Raw genomic sequence first — 25,041 nt, forward strand, 5'->3', positions numbered from 1 at the left:
ATCCCCCCATTTAAGCAACATCCTTTATAGGGAGGCCGTTTGCCAAATTTGTTTTCTGCATTACTATTTCTTCCTTTCTAATTTTACTGATTTTCAGCCTCATCTACCTCTAACCTTCGCTGCTATCCTTCAGCTTGCTGAATGTTCTTGAATAAGGTTTCGTTCCGGAGAGATTCCTCAAATCCTTTTCTTTACTCTTTTAATCCACTCATTTGTCAGTTAAGATTTCTTCACAACCATGACTTTTTAAAGCTCTATTGCAAGTCCAACTTCTGAAGACCAGTTGATAGACAAGCTAACTATTTTCATAGAGAACCATCATTTCTAATTATTCCCAAAAATAATTGTACCATAACTTGATGCAATGGTATTAAGGAAACATAGATTTATTAACAGAGTTAATGTGAATTATTTGCAATAAAATATAGAAAACTAGATTACAAAATATTTTCTACAGAAAAAGATGACTTTCCGGACTGAACTCAATAATAAAATAATCTTCTATTTGTATATTTCATTTTCTCTTTTCGGTAATTTATCTCTCTTTATATGAATGAACAAAACCCCAAATAGCGTTAAGATTCATCCTATAACAGAAACGGTAGTCGGTACCTCTCCAAGCCAAACCCAAGCGATCACAAATGTAAGAGCTGGTGTTAAGTAAAGGGAGCTTGTCGCCTCTGAAGCTCCTACCCGAGATGTTACATAAACTAATGCAAGATAAGGAATAACCGTAGGAAAGAGACCTAAGTACAAAATGCTATAGGGAGGATCTTATTATTTCCTGACCCAGTCCCGGGAGATAGAAAATCATAAAAAATGTACCTGCCAAATCGTATATGTAGTAAAAGCAAGAAATCCATACTTTATTAAATACCGCTTTTGAAAAACGAAGTATAAACTTTCTGAAAAGGATGCTAAGAGAATCATTCGTGAATTAGTAAAGTGTTAATAAAAAATCCTCTTCCAATAGAAAATTGGTTGAGGATTTTTGTTTACGCTTCCTGTTCTGTTGATTATTGAAAAAATGATGAAGTCTTTATGAGGGTATTTTCCTCAATCTTTTTATAACATTTACAATTAAACAGATTCTGGTGTTGCTATTATTGTTATTGTTCCATTTCAAGTAGGTTGAGATCAAATGATATCTTTTTCGACCATTGTCAATACAATCTGGACTGAATTCCAAGCAGCCCCTTTTAATAAATTATCTGATACAATCCAGAGGTGGAAACCATATGGATTGTCAGGGTCTTTTCGAACTCTTCCAACAAACGTTTCTGTTTTTCCGACCGCGTAAATAGGCATTGGATATAGTTGATTACTTGGAGAATCCTGCAAAACAACGCCCGGTGCCGAAGATAATACTTCTCTCATTTCATCAACAGTTGCTACTCGTTCTAATTCAATATAAACAGATTCAGAGTGTCCTGTTACAACTGGCACTCTGACACAAGTGGCAGCCATTTTTAGGTTAGAATCTTCGAATATCTTCTTGGTTTCTTGAATTATCTTTACCTCTTCAAAGGTGTAATCATTTTCAGTAAATACATCTACTTGCGGGATTACATTATAAGCAATTGGATAATGTTTCTTATCTTTTTTTGCAGGCATTATAGAAGCGGTAGCCTCTTCACCCGCGAGTAAACTCATTGATTGATCTTTTAACTCATTGATGGCATGTATTCCAGTTCCTGATACAGCTTGATATGTAGAGACAATAATTCTTTCTAAACCAAATAATCTTCTAATTGGCTGAAGTGCTGTCACCATTTGTAAAGCAGAACAATTGGGTACTGCAATAATCCCCTTATGTCTAATAAGAGTATGTGCATTCACTTCTGGAACAACAAGTGGGACTTCACTTGACATACGATATTCGCTAGTATTATCAATCACCACTGCGCCACTTTCGACCGCGAATCTTACTAATTGTCTGGAAACTTCTCCGCCAGCACTAAAAAATGCAATATCAACATCCTTAAAGCTTGCTTCATCCGCTTCCTTAATGATGATTTCTTGACCTTTAAAAGAAATTTTCTTACCAGCAGATCGCTTCGATGAAAGAAGAGTGATTTCGTTTATATTAAATTCAGTTATTTGCTCCAGTAAGTTAATAATTTTCTGGCCAACTGCACCAGTAGCACCCACAACAGCGATATGATAGCTCTTTTTTCTCATATTATTCTCCTCCGTTAATTAATTTTAAGAAGTGGAATAGGTCCATTTTTTTATTCCTACTTTTACTATAATGGAAGAGTTATTATTTGATAAATTGAAATATATGATATAATCATTCATAAATTATGATACTAAAAAGAGGTTTAGCTATGGAAATGAGACATGTTAAGACTTTCTGTGCTGTTGTTAAATATGGTGGATTCTCAAAAGCAGCGCGTGAATTAGATTATGCACAATCCACTGTAACAACGCATATTAAAGCTTTGGAGAACGACTTACAATCTCCACTTTTCGATCGGTTAGGGAAAAAAGTACTTTTAACAAAATCAGGGCATCATTTTCATCCTTATGCGTTAGAGTTACTTGCGATTTACGAAAAAGCACAAGAAATCCCAAAAGATAGCAACCATCCTGAAGGTACGCTTACGATTACTGCGAATGAATCTTTAGCTGTTTATCGATTACCAAATATCCTACAAAAATATAAACAGATAAATCCTAAAGTGAATATTGTTCTTGAGACGGGAACAAATGAACAAGCAATTAAGAAGCTGAGAGATGGAGAAACAGATATCATTTTTTTGATTGGACAATCAATGGAGTACGATGAGCTCATTACGACTCCTTTGTTTGATGAGACCTTAGGTTGGGTTTTACCGGCTGACTTAGCTTCATGTGAAAATCCATTAAAGATATTAAAGGATTATCAGTTTATCTATACAGAGAGAAATTGTGGGTACAGATCCATGGTGGATAATTACATACGTATGAGTGGACAGATGCCTGACAGAACATTTGAAAGTTCAAGTATTGAAGTTATTAAACAATCAGTTTTGTGTGGGTTGGGCCTTGCTATTCTTCCTTATATTGTTGTGAAAGAAAATTGTAACAATAACGAATTAATCTTTAAGCCAATTGAAGCTTCACAACTTATTAAAAGTAATGTGATTTATCATAAATCCAGATGGATCTCTCCAGTACTACAATCTTTTCTTAGTATATTAGAAAAGTAGAGCAATTTAATGTATGATTAAATACTATTATTTATTCAAACATTTAGTAACGATTTTTAAAGAGCCTTACTATGTATAAAATGTAGTAGGGCTCTTTAAAATCGTTAAATTAAATAACCAAAATCGACTTTTTTAATATCAAATTTGCTTAGCGTATGTTTTCCGCGTATTGCTACCAGGCCCCCTTGATTTGGATGAGACCAATGTCCTCTAAAATATAATGAACTCGTACTCAAAAAAATCAGTAATATGATAATAATTAGCCCAATCTACTTCAGAGTATGTAAAATTACTCTCATCTATAATCACTATAAATATTTTTTATCTCTAATGATTTAAACACTTCGATCGGAGCAACTCCACTATTAATAATAACAGTATCATTCATCTACTTTGAAAATTATTGTATCTTGATCAATATTAGTTACTATAAAATTATTATGTAAACTAATCCTCCTTCAGATTGTCATGTATACAAAAAATTATTACAGTGAAGCAAATAAGGATAAATTACCGGATTAGGTGTAAATTTTGTATAATAATAAATTTTATTAGATGATAGCCCCGATAATTTTGTAATAATATCCTTTTAAAAGTATAATTATGCATCGTAGTTTTCCATAAACAAAGGAATTATACTTGCTTTTTTCAACATGTGTTGTAGTAATATCTTTAATATCAGTTTACAATTTACACTTATTGTAAAAAAAGGGTCAAACTGAATAAAATATATCCTCTAAAGTATTTAGTCCATTTTTATAGTATTATAGTCTAAAAGGTTTGCCGCTTACATAAAGTGGATATGTCATAAGAAAGGAGAATTTACATGAAGACGATAGAGATAAAAAGATTTTCTGTTGGTAGTGTTGTAAAAAGCACATTGTACTTATTATTTATCCCCATTATTGGAATGATTATTTTCGGATTATTTTCTTCCTTATTATTGTTTACCGAAGATGGTGTCATCGCCTTTACTGGCATTTTATTTATGCTTTTATTATCTGTATTGTATGCGGCCATTTATTTTGGCATACTTGCACTCATGACCGTTATTTATAATTGGTTAGCTGGAAAGTTTGGTGGCTTGACGATGGTAATTGAAGAGAAAGAGTAAAGAAACTAGGCTGGGATCATTTCATCCCAGCCTTACTGGTGTTTTAAGAGTTTAAATGTAGCATTTTTTTATGGTAGATTCGAATGATTGTAAAGATAATTGCTGTTACCCATATGATTGCGACAGCACTATACAAAATGGGATGAATCTCTTCATTACTAATCCATGTTTGTACAATTGTTTGAATGTTAATGAGAATGATGAATCCTCCAACAAGCACCCCCATTAATTGTGGATTTAATTTCTGTACAAGCCAAGCAGCGATAGGTGCTGCAATCACACCCCCTACCATGAGTGCTCCCACCCAAAGCCAATTTACCTCGTTCCATCCTAAAGAAATAAGAAAACCAATGGATGCAGAAAGGGCAATCGCAAATTCACTTGTGTCAACAGTCCCAACAACTTTCCTTGGGCTTACCCCTTTTTTTGAAAGCAATACTGGTGTTGTAACTGGACCCCAACCGCCACCACCTGTGGCATCAGCAAATCCGGCTATAAAACCTAAAGGAATCGATTGCTTTTTACTGAGATTGATCGATGACTTGTGGCTACTTTCCTTATATTTAAATAAAAATCGTATAAAGATAAAAACACCTAATAGTAAAAGGAAAAGGGCAATATATGGCTTAGCTAAATCACCTGGGATATTACTTAAAAATGTGGCACCTAAGAACGCACCAATGGAACCAGGGATGATTAACTTAAATACTGTTTGTTTATCTACATTGCCAAATTTAATATGTGAGATACCTGAAGCGGCAGTAGTGACAACTTCAGCAAGATGTACCGATGCGGAAGCAACGGCAGGTACAATGCCAAAAGCAAGTAAAAGAGATGTAGAAGTCACTCCGTATGCCATTCCAAGAGCACCATCAATTAACTGTGCGAATAAACCAATAAAAATAAAAAGCAATAAATTTTTCATGGGTAACACCTCTTTCGTTAAATAAAAAAAGACAAAATCTATTTTCTAGATTTTGCCTTCGGTTGACCGAACAGCAGCTATATGTAATGCTTCTAAGCTCTCTCTTTGTTGTTTATTATTTACACGGAATTCATCTGCTAGTACCTCTTGTAAATAGTCATTTTTTTCAATCTTACTTATAGGCAATTTTTTAACCAACTGCCTATATTCGGCAAGAAACGCTGTATACTCCGTCCAACTTTCATCAAATTGTTTACTTAATTGTTGTTTTAATGCTCTTGTTAACTTTGGACTACTGCCATTTGAAGTAACCGCTACTTGCAGATGCCCTCTCGTTACAGTAGCGGGGAAGATTGTATTGCCATCCGTTAATTCATCTACTACACAAACTAACTTTTGCTGGGTTAATATTTCGCCAAAATGGTTATTAATCGCTCGATTATTGGTGGCGAGAATACAAAGAAACGCATCCTCGAAATCAGCCAATTCGATCTCTCTTTCTATGCATTGAAAATGATTTTGTTGCGCTAATTTCAAGACTTCATTTGAAAATGCAGGTGCGATAAAAGTAATATTGGCTCCTTGTTCTAATAAAACTTTCGCTTTGCGTGCGGCAATCTTCCCACCTCCCGCAATGACAATTGCCTTATTACTTAAATCAATAACGAGTGGTTGCAATCTTCTGGGCCCCCTTTATTTAATATTGCATCAATCGAAGTTGTATGTTGGAGATGCGACTTAACGGTTCAATGATGAAAGTTTGATCTCCTAAAGCTCTTTTTTGTTCGGTGAATTGCTGCAATTCATCTAGTAATAACCCTGAAAATAATAAGTAAGGGATAATAATTACTCTATTATTTGTACGATTCTGTGATAAATGGTAGCCCTCTTCAAGTCGAGGAGTGGCTGCAGCAAGAAAGCAGGAGGTTACGTTATTCACAGCTAACCTTTCCTTTAACCCAGTTGTAATTAAGTGGAAATCCTTATAAATGTTCATATCGCTACTTCCACGTCCTACTACAAGTAAATGATCTTTTTCGGTAATGGGAGAATATTTTTCGTTTATTAAATCAGTTATTCCGTCTAAAATATAGCTCTGGACGCCAAAAGGTGGATGCAAATTGATTTTAATAGCTGGAAAGCGCTTCTTCAATAATAGTAGAAGGCCAGGAATATCCTTCTTGTAATGTCCTCCTTTTAATAAAAGTAACGGAATGACATCAATTTCCCGTGCTCCTTGATGAACACAAGCTTCTATTCCTTGCTCAATCGTTGGGGCACATATTTCTAAATAGGACCATTCTTGTATAGGGACATTTACTTCTTTCATGATGGTCTGCAAAAAACCTTCTACTTCCCGTATCCCTTTTTTTGACCTTGTGCCGTGAGCAATATAAAGGATGGCTTTCATTCGCTATGTACCTTCTGAAGGGCTGAGCCATTTTCAATATACCAGTTCAGTTCGTCTCGTAGTTTAACGACCTCCCCAATAATAATCATACTTGGATTGATGATTGCTTCTTCTTCCGCCAACTTTACAATCGATTTTAAATTTCCAGTTATCGTCCGTTGTTTTAATGTTGTTCCCCACTCCACAATAGCAATTGGGGTATCACTATTTTTTCCGCTTTTAATAAGATGATCGACAATGACAGGCAATTGTGAAACACCCATATATATACAAAGTGTATCAACCCCATGTGCTAAGTGATGCCATTTTTGGTCAGCAACTGAGTCACCCGCTTGATGACCGGTAATAAATGCAAAGCTTTGACTGATTTGCCGATGGGTGACAGGAATGCCGGCATAGCTCGCAGCGCCAATGCCAGCAGTAATCCCAGGAATCACTTCAAATGGAACACGATGTTTCACACATTCAAGGGCCTCTTCTCCTCCACGACCAAACACGAAGGGGTCCCCACCTTTTAGGCGAACAACTGCTAATCCTTTTTTTGCATATTTCACGAGGAAATTGTTGATCGTTTCTTGTTTCATCGTATGATAATGAGGAAGCTTCCCACAATAAATCAATTGTGCCTCTTCTCTCGCAAATGATAAAATTTCCTGATTGACTAGTCGGTCATATAAAATTACATCCGCTTGCTGAATTTTTTTTATTGCTTTTAATGTAAGTAATTCAGGATCACCACAGCCTGCACCAACAAGGTAAACATAACCCTTCATTTATCCGCCTCCATTATTCATCTAATATAAAACCGATTTTTTTCGTTATTCGTTTCTTTTCTCTTAACGTGACCTCGTCTATTTCTGGCAATTTTAAATAATATTTTTCTAGTTCAATATCTAATTGGGTAAATGCTTCATCATCAGAATCAGCTACAATGACTGCTGGAATTTCCTTATTTACCAATGACAATTCAAACCTATATAGAAAGGCCATCTTTATGATTCTCCAATACAATATTTAGTTGATCTTGCAAAGATTGTGTGCCATTTCTTTGTACAAAAGTATAAAAGTTCTCACCTGCCATTTTTTCTTTATTAAAAAAATGTAGTAGATGTTCAAGTGTATCTGTGAGGAAGTTGGCTGGTACTTTTCCTTTTAACTTTTTGTTAAACTCTCCGCCAGATTCTAACGTTCCTCCAACATACACTTCATAAGCTTCTTCCATTTCCTTATTCTTGTTTCGTACCATCACACCTTGTAAACCGATATCGGCTATTTGCCGTTGACCGCAGGAATTCGGACAACCGATCATATGCATGCGTACCGGAACATCAACAGTTAAGCGACGATCGAGTTCTTCTGCAATTTGGCGCATTCTTTCCTTTGTCTCAACTAAGGCTAAGTTACAAAATTGGATACCTGTGCAAGAAACGGAATGTCCGATGAAAGAATTCGGATTCACTGTAATTCTATTAAAAATGGGCTCGGCTAGTAGCGATTCTACATGTTCTTCTGGGATATGTGGAATAATCAAGTTCTGTGAATTACATGTTCTAATTTCACCTTGACCATATTGATCAGAGATTCGAACAAGTTCAAATACTTCATCAGCTGTTAAACGGCCGACAGGTACATTAAAACCGATGAACTTAAGCCCTGATTGTTTCTGATCATGGACGCCATAGAAATACCCTGCATTCCATTTCTTCACGGGTTCAACTCCTTTAGAAGGCAATTCCCCTGTATATTCTTCAAGTTTTTCTTTAAATTTCTCTACACCCCAGTCAGCAATTAAAAACTTTAATCTAGCACGATGACGTTTATCTCGATAACCGTAATCTCTAAATATTGTCGTTACGGCAATAGCAATCTGCAACACTTGCTCTTTTTCTACAAATATATCAACGGTTTCTGCCAGAAAAGGCTTAGCAGATAGGCCTCCCCCTACTTTTAAATGAAAGCCTTGTTTTACTTCACCATCAATGTTTTTTTCAGCCGGTGTAAAAGAGACACAGTTAATTTCTGCATTAGCGGCGTTGTGTAAGTTTGTACTGATAGACATCTTATATTTTCTTGGTAAATTCGAAAATTCCTCATTAAATTGAAAATACTCATACACTTCTTTGACAATATCTCTCGTATCAAATAATTCGTCAGGGTCGATGCCTGCAATCGGATTTCCGACTATATTCCTCGTTATATCCCCACATGCACCAGCACTGGAAAGGCCAACACTTTCTAGTCTTGTAAAAATATCAGGGATTTCCTCAATTGTTAACCAATGAAATTGAATCGCTTGTCGCGTCGTAATGTCGAAAATCCCGCGACCATAATCTTTGGCAATACCAGCAAGAATATTCGCTTGTTCCTTCGTTAAAATTCCTGAAGGTACATTTACGCGCATCATAAAATAACCTGCTTCTTTAGGCTTTTGCAAATACAAGCCTGCCCATTTGAAAAGATCCCATTGGTCTTTATGAATAGACGAGAAGCCATTCTTTGCATAATGTGGAATGTCTTCATAAATTTTCAGTCCATCTTTTTCGAGTTTAGCTATTTCGCTTTTGTTTAGTTTTTCATTATTTGACCAATGCTTTGAATAAGCCATTGCCTACAACTCCTTAATGATTTGTTGTTGTTGCAAAAACGATAGTATTTCAGTTATTGCTTCCTCAATTGATAACCGGTCGGACCTAATAGTTAAATCCGGATGTTTAGGAGGCTCATAAGGTGAATCGATTCCGGTGAAGTTTTTTATTTCACCTCTTCGCGCTTTCTCGTATAATTTCTTCGGGTCTCTTTTCTCACATTCTGCTAACGGGCAGTCAATAAATATTTCAAAAAATTCATTGGAAGCAAACTGTTCACGTACACAATCACGGTCTGCAGAAAATGGTGAGATGAATGCCGTAACAACAATTGTTCCACTATCAACAAACAGTTTAGCTACTTCCCCAATACGGCGGATATTTTCTGTACGATCTTTTTCAGTAAAGCCTAAGTCTGCATTTAGACCATGTCTGATATTATCTCCATCAAGCACATATTCCTTTATGCCCTTCTCAAATAGTTTGGCTGATAAGGCATTCGCTAAAGTTGATTTACCAGAACCTGATAATCCTGTAAACCATAATGTGCAACTGCTATGTTGCTGTTTACTACGGCGCTCGTCTTTTGTAATCACGGCATCATGCCAAGTAAGGTTACGATTCGTCATATTCATTCACCCTCTCGTAACCGTTGCATCTGACTTTAATCCGTTAATCAATACATCAATCACTTCTTTACGACTAAATGTGGAAGGTGGCTGTTCACCCTTACTTAATAGCTCTCGTACTTTTGTACCAGATAAAATTACACGATCTTCCATTTCATGAGGACAAGTTTTATCTGAAGCCATTCCCTCGCAACGGTGACAATAGAAACTATGTTCAAAGAACAACGGTGTAATACCCAGCTCTTCTTTCGTAAAGTCGTGGAAAATTTCTTGGGCATCGTATGTACCATAATAATTGCCAACACCAGCATGGTCTCGCCCAACAATAAAATGTGTACACCCAAAGTTTTTTCTAGCAATAGCGTGAAAGATGGCTTCCCTCGGCCCAGCATATCTCATTGCTGCTGGGTATACACCGAGGTGAACACGTTCACGAGGGAAATATTCTTTTAAAAGAATGCGATAACTTTCTAAACGAATAGTTGCCGGGATATCATCTGCTTTCGTTTCACCGACTAAAGGGTTCACAAATAAGCCATCGACAGTCTCAAGGGCGGCCTTTTGAATATACTCATGGGCACGATGAATCGGGTTACGTGTTTGAAAGCCAACAATCGATTGCCAACCTTTTTCTACAAACAAAGCCCTAGTGTCTTTTGGCTCTAACCAAACATCTGTAAAGTCTTTTTTCTCAGGTTTTCTTATAAGGGTGATCTCACCAGCTACGTAATGATTGCCTCTTTCAAAAAGTCGTTTCACACCTGGATGCGCATGGTCGTTAGTTTGATAAACATGATGTGCCTCTATCTCTAAATCTGGTCTAAACCATTCCGACACTGTGATGACTCCATAAGTTGTATTCTCGAAATCCAAGCGATATTGTTCCCCTTTATCGAGTTGTTCTGCAACCGATAGATCAACAGGTAATGTAATGGGAAGTGACCAAACCGTGCCATCACTTAATCTCATTTTTTTCACGACAGATTCATAATCTTCTTTGCCTAAGAAACCGGTTAGTGGGCTAAATAGGCCAATAGCAATCAACTCTAAATCACTTAATGCAATTCGGTCGATTGCGATTGTTTTTGTCACTTTAGCTAGATCGAATTGTGGTTCATATTTTTGAATTAATGTTCCTCCATGTGGACTAGGTAAGCTCATTTGTTTACTCCTTTTTATGAATTAGTATGCAAGCCGCATTCTGTTTTCGTTAAGCCTTGCCAACGACCCGCGCGGGAATCAGCGTCTTCATTTGTTGGTTGCGTGCAAGGAAAACACCCAATACTCGGATAGTTCACATCATGTAAAGCATTATAGGGTAATTGTTTTTCTTTGATATAATCCCAGACATCTTTCGTCCGCCAATGAATAAGTGGACAAATTTTGATGTTTGTGAATTTCTCATCCTTGTTCACAAAATTAGTATACTTTCTTGTGGGTGACTGTTCGCGCCTAAGACCTGAAATCCACGCTTTTTTTCCCACCATTGCTTCTTGTAAAGGTAGTATTTTACGTATTTGACAGCATTGATTCGGATCTTTTTTCCACAATGCCGACTCGTAACGAGCGGCTTGTTCATCTAATGTTAAATGAGGTTTTTTCATTTCAACTTGAAGCGCTGGAAAACGTTTTTTTATATCTTCAATCACTTGATAAGTTTCAGGAAAGTGTAAATCCGTATCAAGAAAAACCAACTTAGCCTCTCTTTTGATTTGCGTAATTAAGTCGATAAGGACGATGGCTTCGGCACCAAAACTAGAAGCATACACAATTTCATCCTCGTTGTACGTGTGATAGGCCCACTCTAGAACAGACAAAGCGCCTTTCGAGTGATCATCGGTAGTAAAGCTTGCAGAAATATCCTGCCAGTTCTCATAAGTAATCGCCTGTTGCATTTCATCCCTCCTTTTCCGATAAAAAAAGACGGCATTTCCCCATTGAAGGAAAATGTCCGCCTTTAGTTGTCTAATCAGCGAATGACTATTATTTTTTAAGAATCACCTCTTATACAAAAAACACCTTTTCAATAAGAAAAGGTGTGAGATAACGATTCATGACACCTTATCTTTCAAAATGAATCAACATTTTGCTGGAATTAGCACCTTGCATTAAGCAGGTTGCCGGGTTTCATCGGGCCAGTCCCTCCACCTCTCTGGATAAGAAAATATTGGATAAGATAAATCCTAACATACTATCAATAAAAGTCAATACAAAAATCTAATTTTTATGATTTGTCAGAATTATTTAATTGAAACTCATGAATATACATACACGTTAAGAAAAAGTTAATTTCTTCTGAGAGCGCTTCTCAAATATCCTCATAAAAGAAATAACGTTTTATAAAGGATGTAACTGCCGTTAATAATTAGTTAAAGATATAGTAAAAAACATGGTATGAGCTTCTCTTTTGATGGTCTCAATTGTTCTTTGAAATTAAAATCGAAAATAATCATATTAGGAGAATTATATACTGCATTTACAACTAAAAGATTTCCTCCAAAAGCTGCCCTTGAAAAATTAAAGACATAATACTTCTCACTTAGCTAAAAGTAAAATTCAATCTATCTTCATTCTCTTAAAGGAGGATTAATAAGAATAGAAGTTTTATCCCAACTTTTCTTGGGTTTTTGGAGCTAGGTGTAAGTCAGAACATTTACCAGCCTTCAAAATAAAGCTATCAGAATATTCAGGATATTTAATCTCTATTTTTTTTCCTAGCTTAATGACTTTATCCAAATCTACACCTGTTGAAATACCCATCTCTTCAAAACCATGAATAAGGTCTTCAGAGGAGATATTTCCAGTGGCGTTTGGTGCATAAGGGCAGCCACCTAGTCCAGCAATCGAGCTATCAAAATCCCGAACACCCATTTCATAGCCTGCTACGGCATTGGCAAAAGCCATACCTCTCGTATTATGCAAATGTAAGGATAAGGATAATTCTGGGAATTTACTAGTGAGATGCCCAATAATGCGCTTCACTTTTACCGGATTCGCCATCCCTGTTGTATCAGCTAACGATAACTGGTATATTCCCATATCTATATATCTTTTGCAAATCTCTTCAATTCTTACCAAAGGTACATCCCCTTCGTAAGGACATCCAAATATGACAGAAATGCTGCCTGATACACCCATAGAAGCTTCTGTTGCGCGTTTTAATAGAGGTTCAAAACCTTTCATTGCATCGAACGTTTTGCTATTAGCGTTACTGATACTGTGGGAATCTGTTGCTGAAAGCATTAGTTTTACTTTATCTACTTCTGCTTCAATCGCTCTTTCTAATCCTCGTAAATTTGGGACAAGCGCACGTAGTTTTACCCCTTGCTTGCGCTTTATTTTTTGCAGTACTTCAGCAGCGTCCGACAGCTGAGGAATCGCTTTTGGGTGAACAAAAGATGTGACCTCAATTTGCTTGAAACCGCAGCTAATCATTGAATTAATCAAATCGACCTTTTCTTCTGTAGGAATGATTTCTGCCAGACTTTGAAAGCCATCGCGGGGGCAAACTTCAGAAATAATGACCTCTTCTTTCAAATTCATGTTTTTCCCTCCTTAGATTACGTTATTTTCTTTTAAAATCTCAATTTCTTCATGATTATAATTAAGAATGCCAGAAAGGATTTCCTCATTGTTCTCTCCCAAATCTGGGCCTACATTACGAACAGCCCCAGGTGTCTCAGAGAATTTAGGGATGATACCAGGCATTTTTATTTTTCCTAGACGAGGGTGGTCAACCTCTATGATATTTTGTCGTTCTTTATAGTGAGTGTCTTCGAAGATATCTTTAATACTATATATTGGACTAATTGGGACCCCATAGTCATCTAGCAGATTCTGCAATTCTTCTCTATTAAATTGTTTCACCCAATCGGCAACAATTCCGTTTGTTTCCTCAAATCGGCTAAGGCGGGCGGCATTATTATGATATCGCTCATCTTCAAGCATATCTTCCCTGCCCATTGCAGCTGCTAAACGTTCAAATGTACGATCAGAGCTAGTGACAAGAGACATCCAGTGACCATCTTTTGTTTGAAATGTTCCTGCCGGACTGGAGTGTCCGCTCAAACCTGGCGTACGCTCTTTCACGATTTGCTTTTGATCATATTCCGCAATAAGAAATTCCATCATTCTAAACATAGATTCATATAATCCGATATCAATATATTGTCCTTCCCCTTGTTCTGCTGTATCACGATGATATAGACCTGTAACTGTTGCAAAAGCAACGTAAATACCCGTCACATAATCTGTTAATGAAAAAGACGGACTAATGGGAGGTCGATCCGTGTATCCATGTAAATAAGTAAATCCACTATAGGCAGTCGCTGGTGTACCAAATCCTGCTTTGCTGGCATTTGGACCTGTCTGACCATACCCTGTAACCCTTGTCATGATTAAGTTCGGATTCTCTTTCTTTAAATTTTCGTATCCAACCCCCCATTTTTCCAACGTTCCTGGTCTGAAGTTTTCTATTACTACATCTGACACTCTAACAAGCTTTCTTAAAATTTCTTTCCCTTCTTCTTTATGCAAATCTAAAGTAAGTGATTTTTTATTTCTTGCTAAAGCTGGCCACCTTAATGGTTCATCCTCACGAAAAGGACCCATGCCTCTTAATGTATCCCCTTTACCGGGAATCTCTACTTTAATAACCTCAGCTCCAAAATCCCCTAGTAATGTAGCGCCAAAAGGTGCCGCAATCATTGTAGACAAATCTAACACTCTCTTACCAGTTAGAGGGCCATATTTCTGTTTATTATTCATTACTTTTAACCTCTCTTCTGTTTAAAAAATATACTTTTATTTCAACTCCAACAAAACAAATAGTTTCTCAATATTTGTTTCCGTTTCTAAATGAGTAATAAAATCAATTATTTTATCCTGTTGATTGCTGCTGTAGACGGCAGATGTCAAGGTCTTAAATTTTTCTATCAATTCGCTTTCAGATAGTTTTTTACCCGGCCCGCCCTTTGCAATGTCTACACGTTCGCTATATATATTTCCATATGAATCTATAATTTCCACTCGAGCGGGCATTTGAAGAGGATAGTCCTTTTCGAGCTCAGCAGAATATTGAACAAACACCTTTTTAGCGAACTCTTTTATCTCTTTATCCTTGTGTAGCTGATCTATGAAAACAGATTGATTCGCTTTTTGATGATAGAGCTGTACAGCAATAGCAAAAGGTATGCTAAACTTCGATGACAGTATATTTTCATAATCCTGATGTAATAAAGAGGATGCTCTTGCATAGGTAAATACGTTTATTTTTTCTATCTGATCTGGACCAAGTTGCTGTTTGTCAAGAATAGACTTAAAGGCATCAATAGGTGAATGCACATAACGACAAAAAGCATAGGGTTTAAAATAATTGAGTTCAATATCCCAGGGCACATTCTTACCCCTCTCTAAATCAGTCCAATTAAATCCACTGCCGAGAATAGTGGAAAACACAGTTGAAACATTATTTTTCGGCGCCAAATGATTGGTACGGGCAAGTATCACACTCTTCATTCCCATTTCAATCGCATGGCCAGCGTAAATATTTCTAATTAATTTACCTTCTAATGCCGATGTCCATAAGGTTGGCAATGAGAAGCTAGCGCTTAGGTTCACACCTTCTTGAAATGTTGCTTCATCTGCTCCATCAATCATGAGTGCAGTTGCTGCAGCCCCCATTACTCCCCATGTACCATGAGCATGTGCTTCTGGTAATAGAGTAGTCGCTCTACCAAATCTTGAGCAGTATTCATAGCCTCTAATAATCATACTAATCAGTTCTTGCCCAGAAACATTTTTGCTTCTCTGAAGCATCGTGAGAATAACAGGAATCACATGAGCCGCAGGGTGGCCTTTACTATATTGGTTTCCTTCATCCATCTCTGTAGCCACACATGCCGTACCATGTACAAGTCCAGTACTATACATATCTGCATGGAGGGTAGTACCAAGCAGCTGATAGCTACCCGTTCCAGAAAATTGCTTAGCTAGTTCGAGCGTATCTTGTTGCTGCATGCCAGCAATCAAAGCTCCTAATGTATCTAACAAGATCCATTTAGCTGAATCAATTGTTTCTTCATTAAAGTCTGACCAAACTGCATCATATATTGCTGAAGCTTTCTTGATCAATCGGCCTTCTCCTCCTTCTCTTATTCAAAATAACCTAGGTTGTTGCTGATTTGTCTAGCTCCCTCATTTATTTTTGCAATCAATTCCTCCTCATGTTCTGGCGTAAGTCTCTGGATAGGACCTGCAATCGTTAAGCTTGCGACCATCTCTTTGTTTTGATCAAATATAGGTGCAGCAATAGCAAAGCTCCCAGGAACCCTTTCACCTTTCGTAACACAGAAACCACGTTGGTTGATTTGATTGAGTTCTTCTCGTAGTGCTTGAATAGGGATAAGACTGTTTTGCATAGCTAGATTATCAAGTGTTTTTTCTCTGTCGGTTTCCTTCTCGAATGCAATCAATACCTTACCTGAAGCACCTAAATGAAGTGGCTTTCGTTCTCCAATTCTTACAAAGTTTCGGACATCCTGAGGACTATCAACCTTTTCTACGCATACTCGATTAAGGTCGTCCTTAATATTAAGTTCTACTGTTTCGCTTGTTTCTTCTACCATTTTTTTCATTATCGGTATGGCGACATGCCTAAAATCCAATTGGCTTTGAACAATGCTACCCAGCCTAAAAAAATTAACACCTAAAGAGTATCTATGCGTATCTTTGTTCCTTTCAATATAATCAAATTCTTCTAGTGCGTTGAGGATACGAAAGACGGTGCTTTTAGGGTATCCCAACTCCTCTTGTACCTCACTAATAGATAAGCTTGTTCTATCCATAGAGTACAAAGATAGTATTTTAGCCATTTTTTCAATTATTTTCATTTTGTGAACTCTCCAGTCTATCAAAAAACTATTCGGTGCAAGGGTCTTAATTGGCTAGACCTAAATAAGATTCTCTAAGTTTATTGTCCTGCAGCAAAGACTCTGCTGTACCTGACATCACTATCTCTCCATTTTCAATCACATATCCCCTATCAGACATGGATAATGCTTGATGTGCATTCTGTTCAACTAATAGGACAGTGACACCCTGTTGCTTAATTTCCTTAATAATGTCAAATACTTGTTTTGTTAATAAAGGTGATAACCCTGTAGAAGGCTCATCTAATAATAGAATCTTAGGTTGAGCCATCAGTGCTCTACCTATTGCAAGCATTTGTTGCTGGCCTCCACTGAAGCTTCCTGCCATCTGGTTTTCCCTTTCCTTTAAAATCGGAAATAGCTTAAAGCAGTACTCGATATTTTTCTTCATATTTTTACGTGCCCCTGAAGAATAAGCACCTAACTCTAAGTTTTCACGTATTGTCATTTCAGTAAATAACATTCTGCCTTCTGGCACCTGTATTAATCCTTCCTTGACAATATTTTCTGGTTGCATTTTTTGTATATGCTTTCCATTGAACTCTATTTGTCCATTGGTAGTAGAAATTAATCCAGATAAGGTCCTCAACAAAGTAGTTTTCCCTGCACCGTTCGTTCCTAGTATACTGACTAATTCACCGGAGTTCACTTCAAAAGTGATATTTCTTAAAACCTGTAAATTTCCATAACCTGCATTCAGGTTCGATACTCTTAGCATCATGATACTTCCTCTCCTAAATACGCCTCTACTACAGTTGGAATTTTCATTACTTCCTGCGGGTCTCCATCAGCTATTTTTTCTCCCAGATGCATAACTGCTAGACGATCAGATAGTGCCATCACCGCAGACATAAGATGTTCAATGAAGAAGATGGAAATTCCACTGTCTCTAATATTCTTAATAAGCTCAATGAATTCATTAACCTCAGATGGATTAAGCCCTGACATTACTTCATCTAAAAAAAGAACTTCAGGGCTTGTAGCAAGAGCTCTGGCTACTTCTACTTTCTTTTGATTTGGAAAGGTTAGGTCTTTCATTCTGGAATAGGCAAGAGATGAAATACCAATTAAATCTAAGTTTTCCAAAGCCAATCTTTCTGCTTCTTTATAACTTTTTTCTCGATTAAATGCGCCAACAATGACATTTTCTAACACTGTCAGATTGCCAAAAGGCTGCACAATCTGAAATGTTCTGGCAATCCCTTCTTTACATATATGCTCTGGTTTATTTCCAATTATCTCTATACCATTATACTTAACAGATCCTTCCTCCGGTATGTGAAATCCACATACAGAATGGAATAAAGTTGTCTTTCCTGCTCCATTCGGACCAACCAGCCCAACAATTTCTCCTTTATTGAGCGTTAAGTTGACATTGTTTACTGCTACTAGGCCAGCAAAGCGTTTTGTCAATCCTTCAATTTTTAAAAGTTCCAACGTCTTCACCCCCATTTATGCTATTATCTTTCTTTTTCTTTTCATTTTTTTCCTTCCCAAATTTATTTTGGAACCACCCAACAATTCCTTCAGGCAAGTACAGCATGACAAGAATTAAAATGACCCCGTAAGCCATTAAATTCGCTCCGACAAAGTTTCCAAATAAAGTGGTTGTAATCTCCCCAATTGGAATAATAATGAGTGAACCTACAATAGGACCTAAAACCGTTCCTGCCCCGCCAATGATAGCCGGTAACAAAATATTAATCGATACATCATTAGAAAAAGTCGTCGCAGGCTCAATAAAGAGCATATATTGTGCATAAAATGTACCTCCTATTGCTGTTAGGCTTGCACTGATTGCAATAGCAATCATTTTATTCTTATACGTATTTACACCTAGTGATTGGGCAGCATCTTCATTTTCGCGGATGGCGACCAAGTTATAGCCCAACTTAGAACGACTAATATAATAAACTAAAACAGTGACTGCGATAGCAAATAATAGAATGATGTAATAATAAGTGGTGCGTGAGCTAAATTGAAACATAAGGGGATCGGGTTTATACGGAATAAGTACACCAAGTGTTTTATTGAAAATGTCAAAATTCTGAATAATGATTCGCAGAATTTCCGCAAATGCAAGTGTTCCGAGCGAAAAGAACACACCTCTCAATTTGAATCTGAACGACAGATATCCAATAAATAGACCAATTAAGGCTGCAATTATGGCCCCTGCAAAAAGTCCAATCCAAGGCGATACACCAAGCTTCGTGAATAATATACTTGATGTATAAGCACCTGTTCCAAAAAAAGCTGCATGCCCGAATGAAAACTGGCCCGAGTAACCGCTTAATATATTCCATGCTTGGCTCACCAATGCATAATACAAAATGAGAATGGCAATGTGCATGTAGTACTGGTCTTTTACAACAAGTGGAAAGAAAGTAAAGATAAGTAATGCTAAGATGATTAGAATAGGAGATTTTCTCATCGTGCTTTCCCTCCAAATAAACCATTAGGTTTTGCCATTAGGACAATGACAAAAATAATATAGGTCATGAGTTCTTTTAAACTACCAGGTAAAAAAGCTCCTCCTAACGCTTCAGAAATGCCAATAATGAGCCCACCTATTATTGCACCGATAAAGTTGCCCAATCCGCCAAGAACTACTACAACAAATCCCTTTAATATAAAAGTGGCACCTACTGTAGGCGAAGTATAGAAAAATGGAGTAATGAGCGAACCAGCGATTGCTGCAAGTGAAGCGCCTAATCCAAAGGCAATATAGTTTATGCGGTTCGTGTTGATTCCTGATAGCATTGCACCGTTGCGATTGATTGAAGTTGCGCGTATCGCCTTCCCAAGCATCGTTTTTTTAAGAAATAAAAACAGGCCTATGGATAATACAATCGCTGCAATAAAAGCAATTAATTTTGGGACATTTACGCCTACTTCACCTATATTAAACGTTTGAATAAAACCTTCTAATTTTACGCTGCGAAAATCAGGACTCCATAATATTAACGCAAGGTTTTCGATAACAAGCATAATTCCAAGTGTCACTAGCAATTGATTATGCTCTGGCGCATTTAACATTTTAGATAAGATTGTCTTCTGAATGATCGCTCCAATGAAAAATAAGGAGATGGCGCTTAATGGTATTGATAAGTATGGATTTAGCCCAAGAAGGCTAAACGACCAGTATGAAATATACATACCTAACATTAATAATGCCCCTTGAGCAAAATTAATAATTTTCATTACCCCAAAGATTAAGGTGAGGCCTATAGCTACCAGTCCATAAATACCTCCCATTAAAATACCGTCCACCAAGGACTGTAAAATCAAAGTGAGCATCAACTTCCCTCCTATACCTAGTGTTTTTTATAAAAGAGAACCCATTTCGTTCCCTCAATCATCCTAATTTTGAAAGTTGGGGTGGATTCCGATATATGACGCAAGCTTCCAAATGAGGTAAGAGTATATAAGCGGCAAGAAGTACAACTGAAGGCCCTAAATGTTAACATTGTCTATACATAGTACTCTCTCTTCGTTCCCTCTTTTCATTACTTTGCTGGTAATACAGCGTCGGCATTCTTGTATTCATCAGGGTAAATAACTTTAGTTTCACCGTTAATAATTTGATTTAAAACAGCCTGGGCATTTGCATTTTGTCCACTTTCATCAAAAATAATTGAATCCTGGGGAAGGATATGCTCTGTTAAATTTGTTTCGGATAAAGCCTTTTGAATTTTGGCCCGATCGGTTGATCCAGCTCTCTCTACTGCATCAATTAAGACTTTCGTGGCAGTATAAGAATAAGCTGCATTCGGCCCCATATGTTTATTAAATTGGTCTTCATACTTTTTTGAAACTTCAATTGCCAGGTTACTTTGAGGATTGATAGAATAGTTGACATCCATAATATATTGATTGATTTCTGTTTCATCATTAATAAATGCCGTATTGCTAAAAGCCCCATTAGCAACGCCGATTATTGCTTTAGGCTGAAAATTAGATTGTTTTAATCCATTTACCAGTAGCGTGCCGTCACGCAAATAAGTTGTTGCGATTACTGCGTCAGGCTTGAGCCGATTAATTTTATTGATTGTCGATGATAAATCAGCTGTTGTTGCAGCGTGAGGGATGTTATCCAGAACTTCAATTTCGTGATCTGCTGCCCCTTTCTCTATCAAACTAGCAATACTTGTCCCAAAAACTGAGTCCTCATGAACAAGAACAACTGTCTCTAGAGGGGAATCACTCATTTCATTAAGCACATTAAAATAGTCTAAAAAGTTCGCTGCCATAGTCGATGCTGGCGGCTGAACTCTGAAGGTGTATTTAAAGCCTCTCTTTGTAACTTCTTCGACTGTAGCAATATCGACAACGAATGGGATTCCTGCTCTTTCAGCTTCTTGGGTTGCAGGTAATGTAACACCACTTGAATAAGCGCCAATAACACCAACTACTTTTTCACGATCTAACCTTTGAATTTCAGACATCCCTTTTTCTGGTGCACCTTCATGATCAGCTTCTATTAATTCGACCTTTGCACCGCCTAAAGACTCGATTCCGCCTGCTTCATTAATTTCTTCAACTGCAAGTCTTGCTGCATCACGCATTTCCTGACCTTCATTAGCCAATGCGCCGCTTAATGGATGAAGTGCGCCGATTTTAACAATATTCTCATCGTCTGATTGTGCTTCTCCAGTACAACCTGTCAATATGAACAGCGTTGCCAGCATAAGAAAAACGATTTTTTTCAATTCCATCCCCCACTTTTATCATTAAATGGACCTTCTAACGAATTTACCTCTACCACTTTCCTTTGTTGGTATTCCATTGTTTACGATTACTTCTCCTCTACTGATGGTATACACTGGCCATCCTACGGTCTCAAATCCATCAAATATAGAATAATCTGAATTCGAATGAAGTACTTCTGGCGAAATCGTTTTGGCTTTAGCTAAATCCACAATGGCGAAATCAGCATCTGCTCCTATTTCAATTCGCCCCTTATTTTCCAAATTAAACGATTCAGCTACTTGATAGGAAGTGATATCAGCAATTCTTTCAAGGGGAATTCCTCTTTTCATATGACCTTCAGTAATCATCATTGGCAATAGTGCACCAGCACTTGGGAATCCGTACTCTGCTTCAAATACTCCATTCCCTTTAGAAAATTTGGTTGCAAGTGATCCAGGCACATGGTCTGTTCCAATTGCATTCACAATTCCTTCCTTAATCCCCTCCCATAAACGATCTGAATCGTATTGACCATGAATAGGTGGACCTACTTTTGCTTTTAATCCAGTTGAAGATTCTTCTGTTAAGTTCAAATAATGGGGACAAGTTTCTACCTTTACCCCTTTTTCAAGTAGCCAAGGCATCTTTTCAAGCACATCGATACTAGCACCTGACGTCAAATGCACAATAAAAACATTTCCACCAACAATGGAATTAATATACAATGTACTTAGTAATGATTCTGCTTCCGCAAAACCAGGGCTTGTAAGAGACCATGTTTTTAATCCTTCTTCCGCACCTTCTTCTTTATACTTCTTAATCAAACTGCGATTAATATCCATATTCTCGCAATGAATCGCTAATAGCAGTTTAGGAGAGATAGATTTAAACTTCTCCAGAAGACGCATTAAGTCATAAGAAGATAAGTTAATGCCATTGGATATTTTGAATTTATCATTTAATTGTCGTTCATAATTCCTAAAAAACTTAAATGATGTCAGCCCGAAACGTGTAACCGTCTCTTCAAGCTCATCAATGTGCTGTTCTGTCAAAATACCTAAGCTATATGTAAAGTCAATATAACTATGTTTTTCACCGATATCTTGTACTTTAGGAAAAAAATCTAAATAGCTAACTGGTTGCCGATCATAATTGACAATCGTTGTAATACCTCCAACGGCATGCTGTTTCGTATCAAGAAAATCTTTTTCAATTGAGTTATAGATTCCTAGATGCTGGTGGGCATCGATCACTCCAGGGAACACATGTAAACGGTTTGCATCAATTACTTCATCAGCTTCTATCTCTGTGTTCTGATTATAAATACCAGCAATTTTACCATTAATGACACCGATATCAACCGCCTTAACTCCTTCTTTAGGGAAGACGACTAACCCATTTTTAATCAGTTGATTAACCTTCAACTTTAACTCCTCCTTCTTGAAATTGTTTTAGATAATCGTTAATTTCTTCTGACGGTGATACGTCGCAATACTTCATCCATAGATCAAGTAGACCGGCTTTATGAGACAGTTCGATCCGATCATAAACACAGTCCTCCACAACAGCCACATTGAAATTATGCGTGACTGCATCTACGGCTGTTGCACGGACACATCCACTCGTCGAACCACCTACAATAATCAATGTATCGACGCCCATTTTTACTAGATAACTAATCAGTGGCGTACCAAAAAAGGCGCTTGCATAGCTTTTATCAACAACAAGATCCTTGCTTTCTGGCTCAAGTTCAGAAACAATTTGTGCCTCAGGTCTTCCGTCAATGTACTTAGAATTATCTCGTTCAGCTTTAACCGCAAATGAATCAAAATTGATGGTTTTCTTCTGTACATTCCTTGTATAGATTGTTGGTATATTTAATTGATCTGACAGCTTTTTCATTTTTTTTATTTTCTCAATCGCTTCCCATGCCTTTGCACCTCCCCCACTTGGCCATGTTTCAAGCTGATCTGCTATCGGGAGGTTTGCCCCTACATAGTTATGTTGAATATCTATAATAACAAGAGCAGGCTTTTTCCCTAATCCTCTCTTTTTTCCATATCCTCCTTTTTGAATTACCATTCTATCTACCTCAGTCAACAAATCTTCCCATGGTCTAGTCATAATATTTCTATCCCTTCATTTAAAATTGATAGTGCCGCATGGTCTCCGGCAATTTTCCCGAAACCTAATGCAGCTAAGAGGCCGTTTCCTGACATATAACCATAAGAATGGTTACCTGAAATTCCAACCGCTGCTCCTCCGCCTGCATATAAATTCCTAATAGAATTACCATTCTTATTTATCACCTGTGCATTGGAATTTATTTGCAAACCTCCTTGTGTATGAAAAAGAGCAGGCGATACCTTGATCGCATAATAAGTTGGGGTAAGCTTCTTCGGCCATTCTGCTCTTCCATATGCATCTCTGCCTTCATCAACAGCTACATCAACTGATTCGAAAGTTTTTTGTAGATTTTCCGCAGGCAAACCTAACAACTTCGCTAACTTATCAATCGAATCACTTGTTTTAAAAGCTTTCATCCCAACAAGCTGGTTAAAATCTTTAATACTAATCAATTGATCGTATATATGCTGATCGAAAATAATATATCCGCATTGGCCAGGCTGACTTAATACTTGCACAGCGAATTCTGAGTATCCATGAGATTCATCGCCAAATCGCTCGCCATTTTTATTGACCATAAATCCACCCATCATAACCGTTCCCCATGTAACTAAAATACCTTGTGATTTTGCAACAGCAGAGTGCCCTTGATAACTTGTTAAGGAGGCAAATGATGCCTCTACTTTCTCGCCCATCCTAATAGCATCACCTGTATTTGCTTCATAACCAAAATAGAGCGCATCTGCTATTTCAGGAATATATTTACGTACCATTTCTTTATTTGCCCCAAACCCATTTGTTGCTAGTATGACTTTTTTTGCTTTAATTCGCTGGACACCATCATCTGTTTTTACTTCTATTCCAATGACTTCTTTGTTCTCATTTGTTATTAATTCATTTACCTCTGATTTTAATAGCAAGTATATGTTGTCCCGCTTTGCAACAGCTTGTTTAAGCTTTTTTATTAGTTCTAATCCTGATCTCGAGGGCGGTGCATGCATTCGAAAATTCCTTTGACCAGGATATTTAAACTCTTTTACAAGTGAAAGCTGAATTTGCAGCGTATCTGCAATCCACTCAATTAATGGGCCCGATTCTTTACATAAAGCTAAGGTTAAATCATAGTCACTTTCATGATGATTTTTCCTTAAGATATCCTCTGTCATCTCTTCTGCTGTCTCAAAAATTCCTTCCTCTTTCTGAAATCTTGTATTCGCTGCAGGAATCATTCCGGCACTGGCAGCTGTATTGCCCAAAACAAAATCTGTTTTTTCAAAAACTCCTACCTCTAAGCCTTTTTCAGCTGCTGCTAATGCAGCCACCAAGCCGCAACCACCAGCCCCTGCTACAACTACATCTAACTCAGCATCCCACATAATGTTGAATCCTCCAATTTGTTCCATATTGTGAAACTAGTTTCATTTAATTATCATAGTAA

General features: G+C 37.2%; 24 protein-coding genes, 1 pseudogene and 1 riboswitch. Of the genes and pseudogenes, 2 read left to right on the forward strand and 23 right to left on the reverse strand.

Annotation, left to right across the window (positions count from 1 at the left end; translation table 11 throughout):
• Window positions 1-501: 501 nt before the first annotated feature.
• A pseudogene (locus MKX78_RS11880) lies at window positions 502-930 on the reverse strand (DMT family transporter); the annotation flags it as partial.
• Between the two features lie 207 nt (window positions 931-1,137).
• Entirely contained in the window at window positions 1,138-2,181 is a 1,044-nt protein-coding gene (locus MKX78_RS11885) for an aspartate-semialdehyde dehydrogenase (RefSeq protein WP_322909322.1), read from the reverse strand.
• A 125-nt stretch (window positions 2,182-2,306) separates the two neighbouring features.
• Here MKX78_RS11885 and MKX78_RS11890 point away from each other — a divergent pair, with 125 nt between their 5' ends.
• Together MKX78_RS11890 and MKX78_RS11895 are read left to right on the forward strand one after the other, a co-directional pair.
• On the forward strand, window positions 2,307-3,194 hold the full coding sequence (locus MKX78_RS11890) for a LysR family transcriptional regulator (RefSeq protein ID WP_095373302.1): 888 nt from the start codon (window positions 2,307-2,309) through the stop codon (window positions 3,192-3,194).
• A gap of 826 nt (window positions 3,195-4,020) precedes the next feature.
• A complete protein-coding gene (locus tag MKX78_RS11895; RefSeq protein ID WP_095373301.1) occupies window positions 4,021-4,308 on the forward strand; it encodes a SoxR reducing system RseC family protein in 288 nt (95 codons plus the stop codon).
• Between the two features lie 43 nt (window positions 4,309-4,351).
• On the opposite strand, the gene MKX78_RS11900 is transcribed toward MKX78_RS11895, so the two are convergent.
• From MKX78_RS11900 to MKX78_RS12000, 21 genes are all read right to left on the reverse strand, one after another.
• The gene (locus MKX78_RS11900) at window positions 4,352-5,233 is read right to left on the reverse strand and encodes a sulfite exporter TauE/SafE family protein (protein WP_341051022.1); all 882 of its coding nucleotides are present in this window, start codon (window positions 5,231-5,233) and stop codon (window positions 4,352-4,354) included.
• A 45-nt stretch (window positions 5,234-5,278) separates the two neighbouring features.
• A complete protein-coding gene (locus MKX78_RS11905; RefSeq protein WP_341051024.1) occupies window positions 5,279-5,911 on the reverse strand; it encodes an NAD(P)-dependent oxidoreductase in 633 nt (210 codons plus the stop codon).
• Between the two features lie 19 nt (window positions 5,912-5,930).
• Complete coding sequence (locus tag MKX78_RS11910) at window positions 5,931-6,644, reverse strand: sirohydrochlorin chelatase (protein WP_341051026.1); 714 nt, start codon at window positions 6,642-6,644, stop codon at window positions 5,931-5,933.
• A complete protein-coding gene (cobA, locus tag MKX78_RS11915; RefSeq protein ID WP_341051027.1) occupies window positions 6,641-7,417 on the reverse strand; it encodes a uroporphyrinogen-III C-methyltransferase in 777 nt (258 codons plus the stop codon). The genes MKX78_RS11910 and cobA overlap by 4 nt, the downstream gene beginning before the upstream one ends.
• A gap of 13 nt (window positions 7,418-7,430) precedes the next feature.
• Complete coding sequence (locus MKX78_RS11920; RefSeq protein ID WP_095373296.1) at window positions 7,431-7,634, reverse strand: DUF3906 family protein; 204 nt, start codon at window positions 7,632-7,634, stop codon at window positions 7,431-7,433.
• A complete protein-coding gene (locus MKX78_RS11925; protein WP_341051029.1) occupies window positions 7,618-9,249 on the reverse strand; it encodes a nitrite/sulfite reductase in 1,632 nt (543 codons plus the stop codon). Before MKX78_RS11925 ends, MKX78_RS11920 begins: the two co-directional genes overlap by 17 nt.
• 3 nt (window positions 9,250-9,252) lie before the next feature.
• A complete protein-coding gene (gene cysC / locus MKX78_RS11930; RefSeq protein ID WP_341051031.1) occupies window positions 9,253-9,858 on the reverse strand; it encodes an adenylyl-sulfate kinase in 606 nt (201 codons plus the stop codon).
• 6 nt (window positions 9,859-9,864) lie between these two features.
• Window positions 9,865-11,019 (reverse strand): sulfate adenylyltransferase, encoded by a 1,155-nt coding sequence (gene sat, locus MKX78_RS11935; protein WP_341051033.1) that lies wholly within the window; start codon window positions 11,017-11,019, stop codon window positions 9,865-9,867.
• Window positions 11,020-11,033: 14 nt separating this feature from the next.
• On the reverse strand, window positions 11,034-11,753 hold the full coding sequence (locus MKX78_RS11940; RefSeq protein WP_328199409.1) for a phosphoadenylyl-sulfate reductase: 720 nt from the start codon (window positions 11,751-11,753) through the stop codon (window positions 11,034-11,036).
• 163 nt (window positions 11,754-11,916) lie between these two features.
• A riboswitch (SAM riboswitch) is annotated at window positions 11,917-12,021 on the reverse strand.
• A gap of 441 nt (window positions 12,022-12,462) precedes the next feature.
• Window positions 12,463-13,401: a hydroxymethylglutaryl-CoA lyase gene (locus MKX78_RS11945; RefSeq protein ID WP_341051035.1), complete on the reverse strand. Its 939-nt coding sequence runs from the start codon at window positions 13,399-13,401 to the stop codon at window positions 12,463-12,465.
• 12 nt (window positions 13,402-13,413) lie between these two features.
• Window positions 13,414-14,625 (reverse strand): CaiB/BaiF CoA transferase family protein, encoded by a 1,212-nt coding sequence (locus tag MKX78_RS11950; RefSeq protein ID WP_307313966.1) that lies wholly within the window; start codon window positions 14,623-14,625, stop codon window positions 13,414-13,416.
• Window positions 14,626-14,661: 36 nt separating this feature from the next.
• Window positions 14,662-15,990, reverse strand: a complete 1,329-nt coding sequence (locus MKX78_RS11955) for an MmgE/PrpD family protein (RefSeq protein WP_341051037.1) — start codon at window positions 15,988-15,990, stop codon at window positions 14,662-14,664.
• A 20-nt stretch (window positions 15,991-16,010) separates the two neighbouring features.
• Window positions 16,011-16,748 carry an IclR family transcriptional regulator gene (locus tag MKX78_RS11960; protein ID WP_341051039.1) on the reverse strand — a complete coding sequence of 246 codons (738 nt, stop codon included), beginning with the start codon at window positions 16,746-16,748 and terminating at the stop codon, window positions 16,011-16,013.
• A 46-nt stretch (window positions 16,749-16,794) separates the two neighbouring features.
• Window positions 16,795-17,505: an ABC transporter ATP-binding protein gene (locus MKX78_RS11965; RefSeq protein WP_307314796.1), complete on the reverse strand. Its 711-nt coding sequence runs from the start codon at window positions 17,503-17,505 to the stop codon at window positions 16,795-16,797.
• Window positions 17,505-18,233 (reverse strand): ABC transporter ATP-binding protein, encoded by a 729-nt coding sequence (locus tag MKX78_RS11970; RefSeq protein ID WP_341051041.1) that lies wholly within the window; start codon window positions 18,231-18,233, stop codon window positions 17,505-17,507. The genes MKX78_RS11965 and MKX78_RS11970 overlap by 1 nt, the downstream gene beginning before the upstream one ends.
• Window positions 18,205-19,218 (reverse strand): branched-chain amino acid ABC transporter permease, encoded by a 1,014-nt coding sequence (locus MKX78_RS11975; RefSeq protein ID WP_341051043.1) that lies wholly within the window; start codon window positions 19,216-19,218, stop codon window positions 18,205-18,207. The genes MKX78_RS11970 and MKX78_RS11975 overlap by 29 nt, the downstream gene beginning before the upstream one ends.
• Entirely contained in the window at window positions 19,215-20,084 is an 870-nt protein-coding gene (locus MKX78_RS11980) for a branched-chain amino acid ABC transporter permease (RefSeq protein WP_191811574.1), read from the reverse strand. The genes MKX78_RS11975 and MKX78_RS11980 overlap by 4 nt, the downstream gene beginning before the upstream one ends.
• Window positions 20,085-20,293: 209 nt before the next feature.
• Window positions 20,294-21,496, reverse strand: coding sequence for an ABC transporter substrate-binding protein (locus tag MKX78_RS11985; RefSeq protein WP_341051046.1), 1,203 nt, complete (start codon window positions 21,494-21,496; stop codon window positions 20,294-20,296).
• A gap of 21 nt (window positions 21,497-21,517) precedes the next feature.
• Window positions 21,518-22,900 (reverse strand): dihydroorotase, encoded by a 1,383-nt coding sequence (locus MKX78_RS11990; protein ID WP_340974870.1) that lies wholly within the window; start codon window positions 22,898-22,900, stop codon window positions 21,518-21,520.
• Window positions 22,890-23,600 carry an isochorismatase family protein gene (locus tag MKX78_RS11995; protein ID WP_341051048.1) on the reverse strand — a complete coding sequence of 237 codons (711 nt, stop codon included), beginning with the start codon at window positions 23,598-23,600 and terminating at the stop codon, window positions 22,890-22,892. Before MKX78_RS11995 ends, MKX78_RS11990 begins: the two co-directional genes overlap by 11 nt.
• A complete protein-coding gene (locus MKX78_RS12000; RefSeq protein WP_341051050.1) occupies window positions 23,597-24,979 on the reverse strand; it encodes an FAD-dependent oxidoreductase in 1,383 nt (460 codons plus the stop codon). The genes MKX78_RS11995 and MKX78_RS12000 overlap by 4 nt, the downstream gene beginning before the upstream one ends.
• Between the last annotated feature and the right edge of the window lie 62 nt (window positions 24,980-25,041).

The organism is Cytobacillus sp. FSL R5-0569, from assembly GCF_038007265.1.
GTDB classification, from domain to species: domain Bacteria; phylum Bacillota; class Bacilli; order Bacillales; family Cytobacillaceae; genus Cytobacillus; species Cytobacillus kochii.

Coding starts and splice junctions, on each gene's coding strand:
- MKX78_RS11945 (WP_341051035.1), bottom strand. CDS start 13,401: ATGAATTTGAAAGAAGAGGTCATTATTTCTGAAGTTTGCCCCCGCGAT.
- cysC (WP_341051031.1), bottom strand. CDS start 9,858: ATGACGAATCGTAACCTTACTTGGCATGATGCCGTGATTACAAAAGAC.
- MKX78_RS12000 (WP_341051050.1), bottom strand. CDS start 24,979: ATGTGGGATGCTGAGTTAGATGTAGTTGTAGCAGGGGCTGGTGGTTGC.
- MKX78_RS11995 (WP_341051048.1), bottom strand. CDS start 23,600: ATGACTAGACCATGGGAAGATTTGTTGACTGAGGTAGATAGAATGGTA.
- MKX78_RS11975 (WP_341051043.1), bottom strand. CDS start 19,218: ATGAGAAAATCTCCTATTCTAATCATCTTAGCATTACTTATCTTTACT.
- MKX78_RS11940 (WP_328199409.1), bottom strand. CDS start 11,753: ATGCAACAGGCGATTACTTATGAGAACTGGCAGGATATTTCTGCAAGC.
- MKX78_RS11925 (WP_341051029.1), bottom strand. CDS start 9,249: ATGGCTTATTCAAAGCATTGGTCAAATAATGAAAAACTAAACAAAAGC.
- MKX78_RS11890 (WP_095373302.1), top strand. CDS start 2,307: ATGATACTAAAAAGAGGTTTAGCTATGGAAATGAGACATGTTAAGACT.
- MKX78_RS11920 (WP_095373296.1), bottom strand. CDS start 7,634: ATGGCCTTTCTATATAGGTTTGAATTGTCATTGGTAAATAAGGAAATT.
- MKX78_RS11910 (WP_341051026.1), bottom strand. CDS start 6,644: ATGAAAGCCATCCTTTATATTGCTCACGGCACAAGGTCAAAAAAAGGG.
- sat (WP_341051033.1), bottom strand. CDS start 11,019: ATGAGCTTACCTAGTCCACATGGAGGAACATTAATTCAAAAATATGAA.
- MKX78_RS11885 (WP_322909322.1), bottom strand. CDS start 2,181: ATGAGAAAAAAGAGCTATCATATCGCTGTTGTGGGTGCTACTGGTGCA.
- MKX78_RS11900 (WP_341051022.1), bottom strand. CDS start 5,233: ATGAAAAATTTATTGCTTTTTATTTTTATTGGTTTATTCGCACAGTTA.
- MKX78_RS11895 (WP_095373301.1), top strand. CDS start 4,021: ATGAAGACGATAGAGATAAAAAGATTTTCTGTTGGTAGTGTTGTAAAA.
- MKX78_RS11950 (WP_307313966.1), bottom strand. CDS start 14,625: ATGAATAATAAACAGAAATATGGCCCTCTAACTGGTAAGAGAGTGTTA.
- MKX78_RS11980 (WP_191811574.1), bottom strand. CDS start 20,084: ATGCTCACTTTGATTTTACAGTCCTTGGTGGACGGTATTTTAATGGGA.
- cobA (WP_341051027.1), bottom strand. CDS start 7,417: ATGAAGGGTTATGTTTACCTTGTTGGTGCAGGCTGTGGTGATCCTGAA.
- MKX78_RS11965 (WP_307314796.1), bottom strand. CDS start 17,505: ATGCTAAGAGTATCGAACCTGAATGCAGGTTATGGAAATTTACAGGTT.
- MKX78_RS11960 (WP_341051039.1), bottom strand. CDS start 16,748: ATGAAAATAATTGAAAAAATGGCTAAAATACTATCTTTGTACTCTATG.